The organism is Metasolibacillus fluoroglycofenilyticus, assembly GCF_003049645.1.
In the GTDB taxonomy this organism is placed as follows: Bacteria; Bacillota; Bacilli; order Bacillales_A; family Planococcaceae; genus Metasolibacillus; species Metasolibacillus fluoroglycofenilyticus.
Genome location: NZ_PYWK01000001.1, coordinates 2,072,424 through 2,085,339, shown reverse-complemented (window position 1 = coordinate 2,085,339; position 12,916 = coordinate 2,072,424). Strand labels below are relative to the sequence as shown.

13 protein-coding genes and 1 other annotated feature are annotated in these 12,916 nt (G+C 38.5%); of the genes, 12 read left to right on the top strand and 1 reads right to left on the bottom strand.

Annotated elements, in window-relative coordinates:
- Positions 1 to 77 precede the first annotated feature (77 nt).
- From thrS to C9J36_RS09680, 12 genes are all read left to right on the top strand, one after another.
- Entirely contained in the window at positions 78 to 2,009 is a 1,932-nt protein-coding gene (gene thrS / locus C9J36_RS09735; RefSeq protein ID WP_107942954.1) for a threonine--tRNA ligase, read from the top strand.
- Positions 2,010 to 2,087: 78 nt separating this feature from the next.
- Positions 2,088 to 3,089 carry a GNAT family N-acetyltransferase gene (locus C9J36_RS09730; RefSeq protein ID WP_107942953.1) on the top strand — a complete coding sequence of 334 codons (1,002 nt, stop codon included), beginning with the start codon at positions 2,088 to 2,090 and terminating at the stop codon, positions 3,087 to 3,089.
- Positions 3,090 to 3,280: 191 nt separating this feature from the next.
- Complete coding sequence (locus tag C9J36_RS09725) at positions 3,281 to 5,104, top strand: IucA/IucC family protein (RefSeq protein ID WP_107942952.1); 1,824 nt, start codon at positions 3,281 to 3,283, stop codon at positions 5,102 to 5,104.
- A complete protein-coding gene (locus C9J36_RS09720) occupies positions 5,076 to 6,830 on the top strand; it encodes an IucA/IucC family protein (RefSeq protein ID WP_107942951.1) in 1,755 nt (584 codons plus the stop codon). The genes C9J36_RS09725 and C9J36_RS09720 overlap by 29 nt, the downstream gene beginning before the upstream one ends.
- A gap of 2 nt (positions 6,831 to 6,832) precedes the next feature.
- Entirely contained in the window at positions 6,833 to 8,065 is a 1,233-nt protein-coding gene (locus C9J36_RS09715) for an AMP-binding protein (RefSeq protein ID WP_107942950.1), read from the top strand.
- A complete protein-coding gene (gene asbD / locus C9J36_RS09710) occupies positions 8,062 to 8,319 on the top strand; it encodes a petrobactin biosynthesis protein AsbD (RefSeq protein ID WP_066162148.1) in 258 nt (85 codons plus the stop codon). Before C9J36_RS09715 ends, asbD begins: the two co-directional genes overlap by 4 nt.
- Positions 8,320 to 8,332: 13 nt before the next feature.
- Positions 8,333 to 9,307 carry a DUF6005 family protein gene (locus C9J36_RS09705; protein WP_107942949.1) on the top strand — a complete coding sequence of 325 codons (975 nt, stop codon included), beginning with the start codon at positions 8,333 to 8,335 and terminating at the stop codon, positions 9,305 to 9,307.
- Positions 9,304 to 10,131 carry a sugar phosphate isomerase/epimerase family protein gene (locus tag C9J36_RS09700; protein WP_107942948.1) on the top strand — a complete coding sequence of 276 codons (828 nt, stop codon included), beginning with the start codon at positions 9,304 to 9,306 and terminating at the stop codon, positions 10,129 to 10,131. Before C9J36_RS09705 ends, C9J36_RS09700 begins: the two co-directional genes overlap by 4 nt.
- A 143-nt stretch (positions 10,132 to 10,274) precedes the next feature.
- Positions 10,275 to 10,423, top strand: a sequence feature (ribosomal protein L20 leader region).
- Positions 10,424 to 10,523: 100 nt separating this feature from the next.
- Complete coding sequence (gene infC / locus C9J36_RS09695) at positions 10,524 to 11,030, top strand: translation initiation factor IF-3 (RefSeq protein ID WP_042474768.1); 507 nt, start codon at positions 10,524 to 10,526, stop codon at positions 11,028 to 11,030.
- Positions 11,031 to 11,062: 32 nt separating this feature from the next.
- Entirely contained in the window at positions 11,063 to 11,263 is a 201-nt protein-coding gene (rpmI, locus tag C9J36_RS09690; RefSeq protein ID WP_066162156.1) for a 50S ribosomal protein L35, read from the top strand.
- Between the two features lie 65 nt (positions 11,264 to 11,328).
- Positions 11,329 to 11,688, top strand: coding sequence for a 50S ribosomal protein L20 (rplT, locus tag C9J36_RS09685; protein WP_066162159.1), 360 nt, complete (start codon positions 11,329 to 11,331; stop codon positions 11,686 to 11,688).
- A gap of 64 nt (positions 11,689 to 11,752) precedes the next feature.
- Positions 11,753 to 12,022: a DUF1294 domain-containing protein gene (locus C9J36_RS09680; protein WP_066162164.1), complete on the top strand. Its 270-nt coding sequence runs from the start codon at positions 11,753 to 11,755 to the stop codon at positions 12,020 to 12,022.
- Between the two features lie 346 nt (positions 12,023 to 12,368).
- On the opposite strand, the gene C9J36_RS09675 is transcribed toward C9J36_RS09680, so the two are convergent.
- A complete protein-coding gene (locus C9J36_RS09675) occupies positions 12,369 to 12,761 on the bottom strand; it encodes a sigma-w pathway protein ysdB (protein WP_066162165.1) in 393 nt (130 codons plus the stop codon).
- Between the last annotated feature and the right edge of the window lie 155 nt (positions 12,762 to 12,916).

Genomic DNA, 12,916 nt, shown 5'->3' with positions numbered 1-12,916 from the left:
AACCACGAGCATACGCGTCGTCCCTTTATTGGGATGGCGCTTTTTTGTGCTCAAAAAAACTAAAGGAGGACATCACGATGTCAGAAATGATGAAATTAACTTTCCCAGATGGCGCTGTCAAGGAGTTTGCAGTAGGTACATCGACAGAAGAGATTGCCCAATCAATTAGTCCGGGGCTTCGCAAAAAAGCGTTAGCTGGTAAAATTGACGGTCAATTAATCGACTTAAAAACACCGATTGAAGCGGATGCAGCAATCGAAATTATTACACCAGATTCACCAGAGGCGTTAGAAATTTTACGTCATTCTACAGCACACTTAACTGCACAAGCGGTAAAGCGTCTATTCCCAGATGCGAAGCTAGGCATTGGTCCTGTAATCGAATCAGGCTTCTATTACGATATTGATGCACCAACGCCGATTACTGCGGAAGATTTACCTGCAATTGAAAAAGAAATGAAAAAAATTATTGCTGAAAATATCGAAATTGAGCGCAAAAATGTATCGCGTGACGAAGCGCAAAAAATATACGAGGAAGTTGGCGACGAATATAAGCTAGAGCTACTTGAAGCTATTCCAGCTAATGAACAAGTATCAATTTATTATCAAGGCGATTTCTTTGATTTATGCCGTGGTATTCATGTACCCTCAACAGGTAAATTGAAAGAATTCAAGCTATTGTCACTTGCTGGTGCTTACTGGCGCGGTAACTCAGACAATAAAATGCTACAGCGTATTTACGGTACAGCTTTCTTTACAAAGGACGAGTTAAAGCATCATATCCAAATGCTTGAAGAGGCAAAAGAGCGTGACCACCGTAAAATCGGAAAAGAATTAGATTTATTTATGACATCTCAAACTGTAGGGCAAGGCTTGCCATTATGGTTACCAAACGGTGCAACAATTCGCCGTACAATTGAGCGTTATATTGTTGATAAAGAAATTGCATTAGGCTATAAGCATGTGTATACGCCAGTGCTTGGCTCGAAAAAGTTATATGAAACTTCAGGTCACTGGGGTCACTATCAAGATGGCATGTTCCCGCCGATGGAAATGGATAATGAAACATTGGTTTTACGTCCAATGAACTGCCCGCACCATATGATGGTATTTAAAAATGGTTTGCACTCATACCGCCATTTACCAATCCGTATTGCGGAGCTTGGTACAATGCACCGCTATGAAATGAGTGGAGCAGTGTCTGGCTTACAACGTGTACGCGGGATGACTTTAAACGACGCCCATATTTTCGTTCGCCCAGACCAAATTAAAGCAGAATTCAAAAAAGTGGTGGAATTAATTTTAGAAGTTTATAAAGATTTCGATATTAATGATTATTCATTCCGCCTATCATATCGTGACCCGAATAATAAAGAGAAATATTTCGATGATGATGAAATGTGGGAAACTGCACAAGCGATGCTGAAAGAAACAATGGATGAGTTAGGCTTAGATTACTTCGAGGCAGATGATGAAGCAGCGTTCTACGGTCCTAAACTAGATGTTCAAGTGAAAACAGCGATTGGGAAAGAAGAAACGCTATCAACAGCTCAGCTAGATTTCTTATTACCACAGCGCTTTGACCTTACTTATATTGGTGAAGATGGTCAGCCACAGCGACCAGTTGTTATCCACCGTGGTGTTGTATCAACAATGGAGCGCTTTGTAGCATTCTTAATCGAGGAATACAAAGGGGCATTCCCAACTTGGTTAGCGCCAGTACAAGTAGAAATCATCCCTGTATCAAACGCGGCGCATTTCGATTATGCGAAGCAAATCGAAGAGCAATTAACAGCGGCTGGCTTCCGCGTAGAAATGGATGACCGCGAAGAAAAGCTAGGCTATAAAATTCGCGAGGCACAAATGAAAAAGATTCCGTACATGCTCGTTATTGGAGATAAGGAAGTTGAAGCAGGCGGTGTCAACATTCGTCGCTACGGTTCGAAGGATTCGGAAACAGTTTCGTTTGAAGAATTCTTGAATGGCTTGAAGGACGAAGTGAAAAAATAATATTAAAGCAGCTCCTATCAAGGGGCTGTTTTTTTATTGGCTTATCCTGTAATGTAAAGCTATAAAGGGGGCGTGGATATGGAGCTTAAACAAATTACAGCTAAGGATATACCTACAATGTCAAAGCTACTTATCGAAAGGCAAAACGTTGAAAGCGAAATATTTCCGTTTTTAAAAAATAGCTGTTTAGACATGCAATATATAGTCAATTTACTTGGGAAATGGTTTACTCATCATAAAATGATAGGTTATGGCGCATTTACAAATAATGAACTAGTAGGCTATTTAATCGGTGAGATAAAGCATGATACGACTAGAGGCAGACATGTGTGGGTCCACTATGAGGGAGTAGCCATCCGAGCAGATCAATCGCCTGAGCTTCTAAGAAATCTCTATGCAAAAGCTTCGGAGGCATGGGTAAAGCAAGGGTGTTTTATGCACTACACAATCATACCTCTTGGTAATCAAGTATACTACGATGCTTACCAGCGATTAAGTTTTTTTGTCCAGCAAGTGCATGCGGTAATGTGCCTAGAAGATTATCGACCTTTTGAAAATGTGGCAGATGCAGAAGTGCGCTTAGCAACTAAAATGGATAGCGAGGCGATGGGCAAAATGTCTAGCATTATTCAAGCGTATCAAAATGCTGCTCCTACGTTTGAGCCAGTTTTACCTGAAGCTGTCGTAGATATAAAAAGCGGCTATAGTAGCATATTGGAAGAAGAGGACGTCATCTGTCTTTTGGCTGTAGAAGATAGGAAGGAACTAGCCTTTCAAGTGTATTTCCCTACTAGCTCCAATTTGATGACACCTGATAGCAGCATAGAATTGAGCGTTGCTGGAACCTATGATGTGCAAATGGGGAAAGGTGTTGGCAAAAAATTGATGAATGAGAGCTATAAAATAATACAGGAAAAAGGCTATGAAACGATTGTAACAGATTGGCGAATTACCAACCTAGCTTCTTCAACATTTTGGCCTAAATGTGGATTCAAGCCAATAGCTTATCGCATGGTTCGGTATATAGATTACAATATTGCGTGGGCAAACTTTGACAATTCGAGTATGAAAATGCTGTAATGTTGTTACTGTCGCATAAGCTAATATAAAAAAATGTAAAAAGAAACTAACATATTGATGTCGGTTTCTTTTTTTGTTAATTAAACCAATTATTGTTTGACCCTCTACTTTAATTGTTGTAATATGTAATTATTAATGATAATGATAATCGTTATCATTAAATGAGAGTCTGTGAAGGGATGATAAATTACATGCAGCAGATTGCCAAACAAGTTGCAGAAGATGCAACGTTTCAAGCGTTTATAAATTGTTATATACGAGAAGTGAGTAGCGGGCATTGGGTTAAAAAGGATGAGTGGTTAGAAGTGCAGCGATTATCTATCTCAATTCCAGAGATACATATATTAGAGCTTGAGCTACCGCTGCAAAATATTTGTTTTGCATTTAGTGTGGAATACAAATCTCTTGTTGGAAGACATAGATTTGGTGTGTCGCTGAAATACTGTGCGAAACAAAAACAATGGCTTGTAGAAGATAAATTGACAATAGTGATTGCGCTTATTCAAGAGCTACGTTTAATGTCTAAAGAGAATGGCTGTACTGAACTTTATTCCCATTTCGATGAACTTATTTTGCGCATAATTGAAAGCTATCAAACGATGGCAAATTATATTGAAAAGAGCTTGGAAAATAAAAAGCCCTCTGAAGTTAACAATACATTTATTGAAACTGAGCAGTCTCTCATATTTGGGCATTGGCTCCATCCAACTCCTAAAAGCAGACAAGGGATGGCGAATTGGCAACAAATCGATTTTGCTCCAGAGTTACAAGGTTCTTTTCAACTTCATTATTTTCAGGTTGACCGCAAAATAGTGAGAGAGCTCTCTGTATTAGAAAAGAGTGCAAGTGAGCTCATTATCCAATCTATAGTAAAATCACAGCCTGATTTTGTAATGTCAAAGAAGCACTGTCTTATCCCAATGCACCCACTTCAGGCACAATGGCTTTTACAGCAACCTTATGTAAAACAAGCGCTTGCGGAAGGGTTGCTAAAGTATGAAGGCGCACTCGGGGCGTTTTACACAGCAACTTCTTCGATAAGAACCGTATATAGCTTGAATGAAGAGATGATGTACAAATTTTCAATCCCTGTTAAAATAACAAATTCGTTGAGAGTAAATCGAACCCATGAGTTAAAGGCTGGCATCGTCATGGCTCGCTTAATGAATAAAATTGACTTCTTACAAAAGCATACATCTTTTCGAATGATTGATGATCCAGCCTATATAACCGTAGAATTTCCCGATCAGACAGAATCAGGTTTTGAAATTATTTTCCGTTCAAACCTATTTCCTAAAGGTCGTGATGAGGGAATTTGTATGATTGCTACTCTTGTACAAGAGCCTTTACCAAAAGAAAAATCGAGGTTATATCAGCTTATTATGAAAATCTCTCAAACAGAATTCCGTTCATTAGAAAGCGTAAGTCTAGATTGGTTTAAAGCTTATTGGGATTGTGCCATCGAATCCTTACTAAATCTATATGATGAATACGGAATAGCTCTCGAAGCGCATCAGCAAAATAGTATATTGAACATTGCTTCAGGTTACCCAACTACTTATTATTATCGTGATAATCAAGGATATTACTTATCAAAAAAATACGAAAAAGAATTACTTACAATAGAGCCTTCTTTGCATGAAACAGAGGAACTGTTTTATGAAGATGCACTTATTCAGGATAGATTCACCTATTACTTGTTTATGAACCAGTTGTTTCCTGTGATTTCCCGCTTTGGAGCAGATCAGCTTATTGATGAAAAAATTTTGTTAAAGTGGTCTATTAATCGACTACACGTATTAAAAGAAGAATTCACAGGCCTTGGAAAGGTATTTGTTGAAAATATTCTAAAGCAAGAAAAGCTTGCATTCAAAGCAAATTTATTAACAAGATTCCATGATGTAGATGAATTAGAAGCTGAACTTGAACAAGCAGTCTACACAAAAATTCCAAATCCATTTATTCTTCAGAATCAGGAGGCAGAATATGCAACAGCTACAGCCTTTAGCTTTTAAGCAAGGAGAGTTACGTGTCAGAAGGCAGCTTATGGAGGCAATGATTTTTGAGGGACTGATTCAATTTGAAGAAACTCGTCTCAATCATGAAATTTTAGCACTTACCCTAATAGGACAGAAGTGTACCTATCATTGTGAGGGCAGAAGAACCGTATTTAATCGTCTTCGAATAACGGGGAATCGGCTTTTGCGAGTAAGTAAGGATGGTCTGGTACGAGAGGCGACGCTTGAGGATTTAGTAGATGAGCTATTGTCGACCCCAAAAGACAAAATTCGATTATTGAATGAGCTTCATTTAACAATCCAGCTTTGTGAATGGAATGACTATCATCTGCAAATGCCTATGTCGAGAAGGAACTCGAGCTATGAAGAGTTAGAATCGGAAATTATGGAAGGACATCCATATCATCCATGTTTTAAGTCGAGAACGGGTTTTACATTGGATGATCATCAAAATTATGGTCCTGAGGCAAAGCGGATATTTTCTTTGCAGTGGGTCGCGTTGAGAAGGCGCTGTACACGAATGACAGTACTTGAAGAGGAGGTGCAATTTTGGCAAAGGGAGTTAGGTCATGTGTTGTGGAATGACCTCCTTACAAAGCTTCAATTGTCAGGTGGAGCATATGAGGAATATACCTTTTTACCTATTCACCCTTGGCAGTGGCATCACTTGCAGTCGGAGATGGTTGGATTAATCGAGCAAAAAGATTGCATTCCTTTGAATATAAAAGGAGATGATTACCGCGCAACCCAATCAGTAAGAACATTATGGAATTGTTCGAATCCTAAAAAGGCACAATTAAAATGTTCGATGAATATGGTCAATACCTCTTCGTTGAGAAGACTGCATGCACATGCAGTTTGTGCTGCTCCACATATTTCAGCATGGTTGAAACAGGTCATTCAATCGGATGCTTATTTGCATGAGGAGTCCTCTCTTATTGTACTGGAAGAATATGCAGGCGTTATTTTTGAACCAGATGCCAAAAAGCATAGCAGCAAACTAGAAGGGCAGCTTGGCTCCATATGGCGGGAAAGTGTGCGTTTGTATATGGAGGATGGAGAGGAAGCTGTACCATTTACCGTGCTCATGATGATGGAGAAAGATGGACGTCCATTTATAGAAGATTGGCTTGTCCGATACGGAACAGAGCAGTGGGTAGAGCGCTTGATTGAAGTGAGTGTTATTCCTGTATGGCACTTACTTGTTGCCCATGGTATTGCTATCGAGGCTCATGCGCAAAATATGATTTTATTACACCAAAATGGCTGGCCAACTCGGGTTGTATTAAGAGATTTTCATGACAGTATTGAATATCATGAACCATTTATTGTCGACAAAAGCCTTGTACCAGACTTTGCAATGATTCATGAACGTTTTAAAGATGCATCCGCCGATGATTATTATTGGATGTCTTCAGTAGAGGCATTGCGAGAGTTAATAATGGATACGCTATTCGTCTTTCATTTAAGTGAGCTATCTTATTTATTAGAAGAACAGTATGGATTGAAAGAAATGCATTTCTGGTATCAAGTTCAGGAGGGGATACAGAGGCACTTGGAGCGTTTTCCATCACTAACTTCAAGGAATGAACAATTACAGCATACTAGCGCATCGATCTATGTTGAATCTTTATTGACAAAGAAACTTCAAAATCAAGAAGAGGGCAGCTTTCGACATATGGTTAATAATGCATTTGCGCAAACGGATAAAAGGGGGGAATAAAGATGTTTTATATCAATGATCAATTTTATACAGCGGAAGATGTTGAGAGGCAATATGAGGTATATGAGAGCTTACCACATTTAAAGGAATGTCATAATCGCCGATTAGCTATTTGTACAGATGATACTTTTCAATATTTAACGCTTTGTTTATATATTCACGAAAAAGGCGGCTCACTTGTCCCAATCCATGTAGCAACACCAAAGGAAGGAGCTATACGGCTCGCTTCCACGGCAGGGAGCCATCTTTTATTATTCCGATCAATCCATTCTGTCATTGAACTATCCAATCATGTCAATAATCAAGAAGGTGTATTAGTTCAAATGAGCTCAGGTACAACAGGCGCACCGAAGTGTATTGAAAGAACATGGGGTTCAGTAGTGAAAGAGGTTGAAAACTATGTGGAAATGTTGCCTGTAGATGCTATGACAAATTCTATTGTTGCTTGTCCAATTACGCATTCTTATGGCTTCATTTGTGGCGTTTTGGCGTGCATAAGAAGAGGCGCAATGCCAGTGATTATTACTAATAGCAATCCTAAATATATGTTGAAAAAGTTGAAAGAACACCCTAAACATATGCTGTATGCAGCGCCAGCATTACTCTATACATTGAGTCGATTATTACCTGTTAATCAACAATTTGATTATGTGATGACGTCGGGAACTGTCATGCCGCAAAGCTGGTTGACATCATTGAGAGAGAAGTCCCATCAAGTATTACAGCAGTACGGATGCTCTGAAGCAGGCTGTGTTGCGATTCATCCTAATGTGGAAGATTCGAAGGAAATGGGCTATCCTCTGCCTCACTTGAAGGTGACAGCGGGGAGCAAGCAATCACCAAGTGAAATTATTATTGAATCACCTACGCAAATAATTTACACAAAGGATTTAGGCTATATCGAAAATAATGTGCTTTCTTTTCTTGCAAGAATGGATGACACGATTAATGTAGCTGGCTTAAATGTCTATCCGCAAGAGGTTGAAAACGTGTTAATGGATTATCCGAAAATTATTGAAGCCGTTGTATATAAGAAACAAAACAATCTATCAGGCGAGCGAGTATGTGTACAATATGTAGCCATTGAGCCGATTGAGGAAATGGAGCTTAGGGAGTGGTGTCAGAAATTTCTTGCGCCACATCAAATTCCAATGGAGTTTGTCTTTGTCAATGAAATTGAAAAGCTACCTAATGGCAAAGTAAGTAGAAAGAAACTTGGAGGCATACTCGTATGACAAGACAACAATTAATCGAGAGCATCTATACTATTATGGAAAATTCATTGGAGATGCAGACATTATCTTCTTTTCATGAGGATGCGCGGTTAAATGAGGATTTATATATGGATTCGATTATGGTTCTTCAATTGATTCTGCATATAGAGCTAGATATCGGGATTTCTATTCCCGATGAGATGCTTGTCCCAAAGGATTTTCAAACAGTAGGTACACTAGTAAGCTTTTTAGAAAAATTGCAACAAGCAGAATAGGCGGAGAAACAACATGATAAAAGTTCATTGTTTTGTAAGTTGTGTTTGTGAAGTCATAAAAAAAACGCAAGATGTTGATCATAGACCATACTATTTTGGGGTGTGGGACGCAGATTTTGATGTACTTGAAAATGGAGTGCTAGTCTATCATTCTGACCGAATTGATCATCATTTTTTCCAAACATGGTATGAAATGCTTTATGGAATCAGGCTTCATAAATGGTATGACGAAGAACAATCAAAGCAACAAAACATCGATAGGTTGTTAGAGTTATTAGAACATAAATTACCACATCAACATGTGATGGTCATGCTAGATTTATCCATGTTGCCAGAGCGAGAGAATAAATTTCATCAACGACCGTTTCCGCATTATGTGATGCTAGAACCAACAGAAAATAAAACAGAATGGTTTATGTATGACCCAGATTTTCGTTGGGAAGGGATTTTACCAAAGGACAGAATTTTAGCTGCAATCCAAGAGCCCACTGTTGGGGGAGGCTATTATTTTGACGCTGAAACGATTATTGCGCCAACTATAGAGACAGTTGAAGCCTATTTTAATACTTGTATGAAGCTTCATAGTAACCCAATGACAGAGGCGGTTAGCAAGATTATGAAAATGTATACGGAGGGAATAGAACAGAAAAATATAACGCAACTGCCAGCTGCATTAAAGCAATTGCCTGTTTTGGCGATTAGAAAGTATGCCTATGAACATGCCTTTGCATTTTTTTGGGAAGCTCTTGGTTACGATGAGCAAGGCTTTGAAATGTGGTGTAATGAAATAGAATGTTTAGTGAATGGTTATACAACGATTCAGTATCGAGCAATGAAGCTTGCTATTACGCAAAATTCGTCATTAGCTAAAGATATTTTTGCGAAATTGGAACAACAAAACCTTCTTGAATTCAGGATTAAGCAAGGATTACAAGAATGCTTCCAAGCATGGTCAACATTACAGCATAAGAAAGAGGTTATGTTATGAAACTGTCTATCTGTACAATCTCGTTTCGACACCATCTTTACTCCATTGATCAATTAGCTCATTTTGCAAAAAAACAAGGCTTTCAAGGAATTGAACTGTGGGGTATTCATGCAAAGAACTTAGCAGATGAACCAAGTTATGGTGCAGATTGGCTAAACTCCTATAGTTTAGAAACGAGCATGCTTAGTGATTATTTACCGTTGGAAGCGCCTGTTTCTAAGATGATGGCTGAAACAGAGAGGCTTTCTTCACTTGCAGAGCACTGGGGAACGAATAAAATTCGCACATTTGTAGGGAAAAATGGTAGTGCAGACACAAGTATAGAAGAAAGAAAGGAGCTTATTTCCAGACTTAAAATACTATGTGATTATTTTGAATCAAAAGGACAATATTTACTTGTTGAAACGCATCCAAACACGTTGGCGGATAATCTATCTTCAACGATACAATTATTGGAAGAAACGAATCGCCAAAATCTACGGCTAAACTTTGATGTTTTACATGTGTGGGAATCGGGGATAAACCCTATTGTTGCAATGGAACAACTTCGTCCTTCTATCTCACACTACCATTTTAAAAATATTGCCTCGCGTGCGCAGCTTGATGTTTTCTCTCCAAGCAACGTTTATGCCGCAGCAGGGTCTCGTGAAGGGATGGTTCCGTTGTTTGAAGGAGCAGTTGATTACAATGAATTCCTAACGGCTATCCATTCGATTGACGGGGTAGAGGCATCCTTAGAATGGTTTGGATTAAATGTGAAGACCGTATTAGCAGCAGATGCTGATAAGGTAAAAAAGGCGATGTGGCCAGTAAATATCGTTTAAAACAAAGCGTGTATTGTTTAACTTCTTTCGGCGAGCTAAAAAAATCCCTACGAGAGCTAGTTGAGGCATAATTGATTTTAGAAAACTGTTGACACAATTTTTTCTCCATGCTATTATTAGTAAGGTTAATAAATACAAGTTTGTGGTTTAAGTAGAGGCTGCCCGCTTCTCACCTGATGTTCGACACATTTAGTAGTTGACAGGTTTGACACGTTGAATTGTTTTACGTATTTTTACGTATGCACATATAGCGGGCGGACATCTTCTACAATGTCCGTCCTTTTTTTGTGGATAAACGTAAAAGATGTACCGTTCAACCGGGTAAGAGTACTTGCTCAAACCATGTATTTGTTCGCGACACTACTTGGAGGTGGATTACTATTAGCAAAGACATGTATGTAAACGAAGGCATTCGCGCGCGTGAACTTCGTCTTATCGACCATAACGGTGACCAACTTGGTGTGAAAACACGCAATGAGGCGCTTGAAATTGCCGCTCGTGTAAACTTGGATCTTGTCCTTGTGGCTCCTCAAGCCAAGCCGCCAGTCGCACGTATCATGGACTATGGTAAATTTAAGTTCGAACAGCAAAAGAAAGATCGCGAAATTCGTAAAAATCAAAAGGTCATCAATATGAAAGAGGTTCGTCTGAGCCCAACAATTGATGAGCATGATTACCAAACAAAGCTACGTGCAGCAATGAAATTCCTTGAAAAAGGAGATAAAGTAAAAGCAAGCATTCGCTTTAAAGGTCGTGCGATTACACATAAAGAAATTGGACAACGTGTGTTAGATCGCTTTGCTGAAGCTTGTGCCGAAATTGCAACGGTTGAACAAAAGCCGAAGATGGATGGCCGCAGCATGTTTTTAGTTCTTCAACCAAAGAACGAAAAACAATAATATTTAGTAATTAGTTTAGGAGGAAATTTGACATGCCAAAAATGAAAACTCACCGTGGCGCTGCAAAGCGTTTCAAAAAAACGGGTACTGGAAAATTAAAATTTGACCGTGCTTACGGTAGCCACTTATTTGCTAACAAATCAACAAAGCAAAAACGTCACCTACGTAAAGCAAAAGTTGTTACATCTGGTGATTTCAAACGTATCCGTACATTATTAACTTACATGAAATAATACTTGAACAAACAGGTTCAAATCTAAAACAATCTATTCGAAAGAATTAGCAGGAGGTAATTACTATGCCACGCGTAAAAGGCGGAACAGTAACACGCGCACGTCGCAAAAAAGTATTAAAATTAGCTAAAGGTTACTACGGTTCAAAACATACTCTATATAAAGTAGCTAACCAAGCAGTAATGAAATCAGGTCAATATGCATACCGTGACCGTCGTCAAAAGAAACGTGATTTCCGTAAATTATGGATTACTCGTATTAATGCAGCAGCACGCATCAACGGTCTTTCTTACAGCCGTTTAATGCACGGTTTAAAAGTAGCAGGTATCGAAGTTAACCGTAAAATGTTAGCTGACTTAGCTGTTAATGACGCAGCAGCATTCGCTCAATTAGCTGAAGCTGCGAAAACAGCACAAGCTAAATAAAAATTGATAAAATAAAGGCTGATGGAACATCCATCAGCTTTTTTCTTGTGGGGTGAATGAAAACATGCAATTAGAAATAGCTGTACTAGCTTATATAGCAGTTATGTCTCTCATTCTTTGCATATTAATGTACAACGATAAAGCAAGGTCAAAAAGGAAAGAGTGGCGCATTGCAGAAAAAACATTGTTTACCATCGCGCTTTTCGGAGGAGCGATTGGCGGCGTGTTAGGTATGTATTTATTCCGTCATAAAACACGCCATAATTTATTTGCATTCGGCTTCCCATTGCTTGCCGCAATTCAAATTTATTTACTTGTTACATTGTTTAAATAAAGACTGGAAAGGGGGCGTCCAAAAAGCCGTGCATAGCGGGCATTTTGGACGCTGATGATGGTGTTTTGGCAAAATGTTTGCTCCTATAAAATAGAGAGAGTTTTCTTTGAAAATGCTAGACACACAGGGTTTAGCAGTGTTTTTCCAAAATGAAAGAGAAGAAGCAAAAATCTCCCTTTCAATGCGATTTCTATATAAAATCATCTTTTTTAGACAACTCCATTTTGGCTTTTATCCTGCATTAACTGCCCGCAAAACCCGATTGGTTCAACCAACAATCCGTGGGGAAAAGCATCCACGGATTGAAGTTTCACCTTATCAACAGCTAGAAAGATGTGTACCAACTTTAAATACTTTCTTCCTCTTTCATCAACTTTTCAATCGGATTTTTCCAGCTTATTTTTGCCTTCGGATAGCTCATTTTAATTTCCTTTTCTAAATATAAAAAATCGCTTTTCGTTAGCCCCTGTAGTTTCATCGTATCATGTACAAATACAAAAATAGATATCACTTCAAATGCATCCTCTGTTGTACCTAAATATTTTTCGCCTTCAAAAAGTGCTCCTTTATATGAAATAAAGAAATTTTTTCGTACATTTTTCACATCATCATAAAAATAGTATTGCCCATTTTCATAGGCCTCATCCAGCTTGCGCTTTGGATCAATAAGATATCGAACCCCTTTGTAAAATATGTAAATAATAATAATTAAAATTAGCACTCGAAGTAGAAGAGCCATAAAGAGTTCCCCCTTGTTAGTCCATATTTCCTCCTATACGTATGAAGTGCGTAAAAAGTTTCATTTTTTCTAAAAAATTTTAAAAAATATTTTAATTTCTCTTATTAAAAGTCTCCGACCTCTATAGGTAGCGAGACGAATACAATCATTCGACC

What these genes read in the sequence shown, in the direction of transcription:
- thrS (WP_107942954.1), top strand. Translation starts at nt 78, where the DNA reads ATGTCAGAAATGATGAAATTAACTTTCCCAGATGGCGCTGTCAAGGAG.
- C9J36_RS09730 (WP_107942953.1), top strand. Translation starts at nt 2,088, where the DNA reads ATGGAGCTTAAACAAATTACAGCTAAGGATATACCTACAATGTCAAAG.
- C9J36_RS09725 (WP_107942952.1), top strand. Translation starts at nt 3,281, where the DNA reads ATGCAGCAGATTGCCAAACAAGTTGCAGAAGATGCAACGTTTCAAGCG.
- C9J36_RS09720 (WP_107942951.1), top strand. Translation starts at nt 5,076, where the DNA reads ATGCAACAGCTACAGCCTTTAGCTTTTAAGCAAGGAGAGTTACGTGTC.
- C9J36_RS09715 (WP_107942950.1), top strand. Translation starts at nt 6,833, where the DNA reads ATGTTTTATATCAATGATCAATTTTATACAGCGGAAGATGTTGAGAGG.
- asbD (WP_066162148.1), top strand. Translation starts at nt 8,062, where the DNA reads ATGACAAGACAACAATTAATCGAGAGCATCTATACTATTATGGAAAAT.
- C9J36_RS09705 (WP_107942949.1), top strand. Translation starts at nt 8,333, where the DNA reads ATGATAAAAGTTCATTGTTTTGTAAGTTGTGTTTGTGAAGTCATAAAA.
- C9J36_RS09700 (WP_107942948.1), top strand. Translation starts at nt 9,304, where the DNA reads ATGAAACTGTCTATCTGTACAATCTCGTTTCGACACCATCTTTACTCC.
- infC (WP_042474768.1), top strand. Translation starts at nt 10,524, where the DNA reads ATGTATGTAAACGAAGGCATTCGCGCGCGTGAACTTCGTCTTATCGAC.
- rpmI (WP_066162156.1), top strand. Translation starts at nt 11,063, where the DNA reads ATGCCAAAAATGAAAACTCACCGTGGCGCTGCAAAGCGTTTCAAAAAA.
- rplT (WP_066162159.1), top strand. Translation starts at nt 11,329, where the DNA reads ATGCCACGCGTAAAAGGCGGAACAGTAACACGCGCACGTCGCAAAAAA.
- C9J36_RS09680 (WP_066162164.1), top strand. Translation starts at nt 11,753, where the DNA reads ATGCAATTAGAAATAGCTGTACTAGCTTATATAGCAGTTATGTCTCTC.
- C9J36_RS09675 (WP_066162165.1), bottom strand. Translation starts at nt 12,761, where the DNA reads ATGGCTCTTCTACTTCGAGTGCTAATTTTAATTATTATTATTTACATA.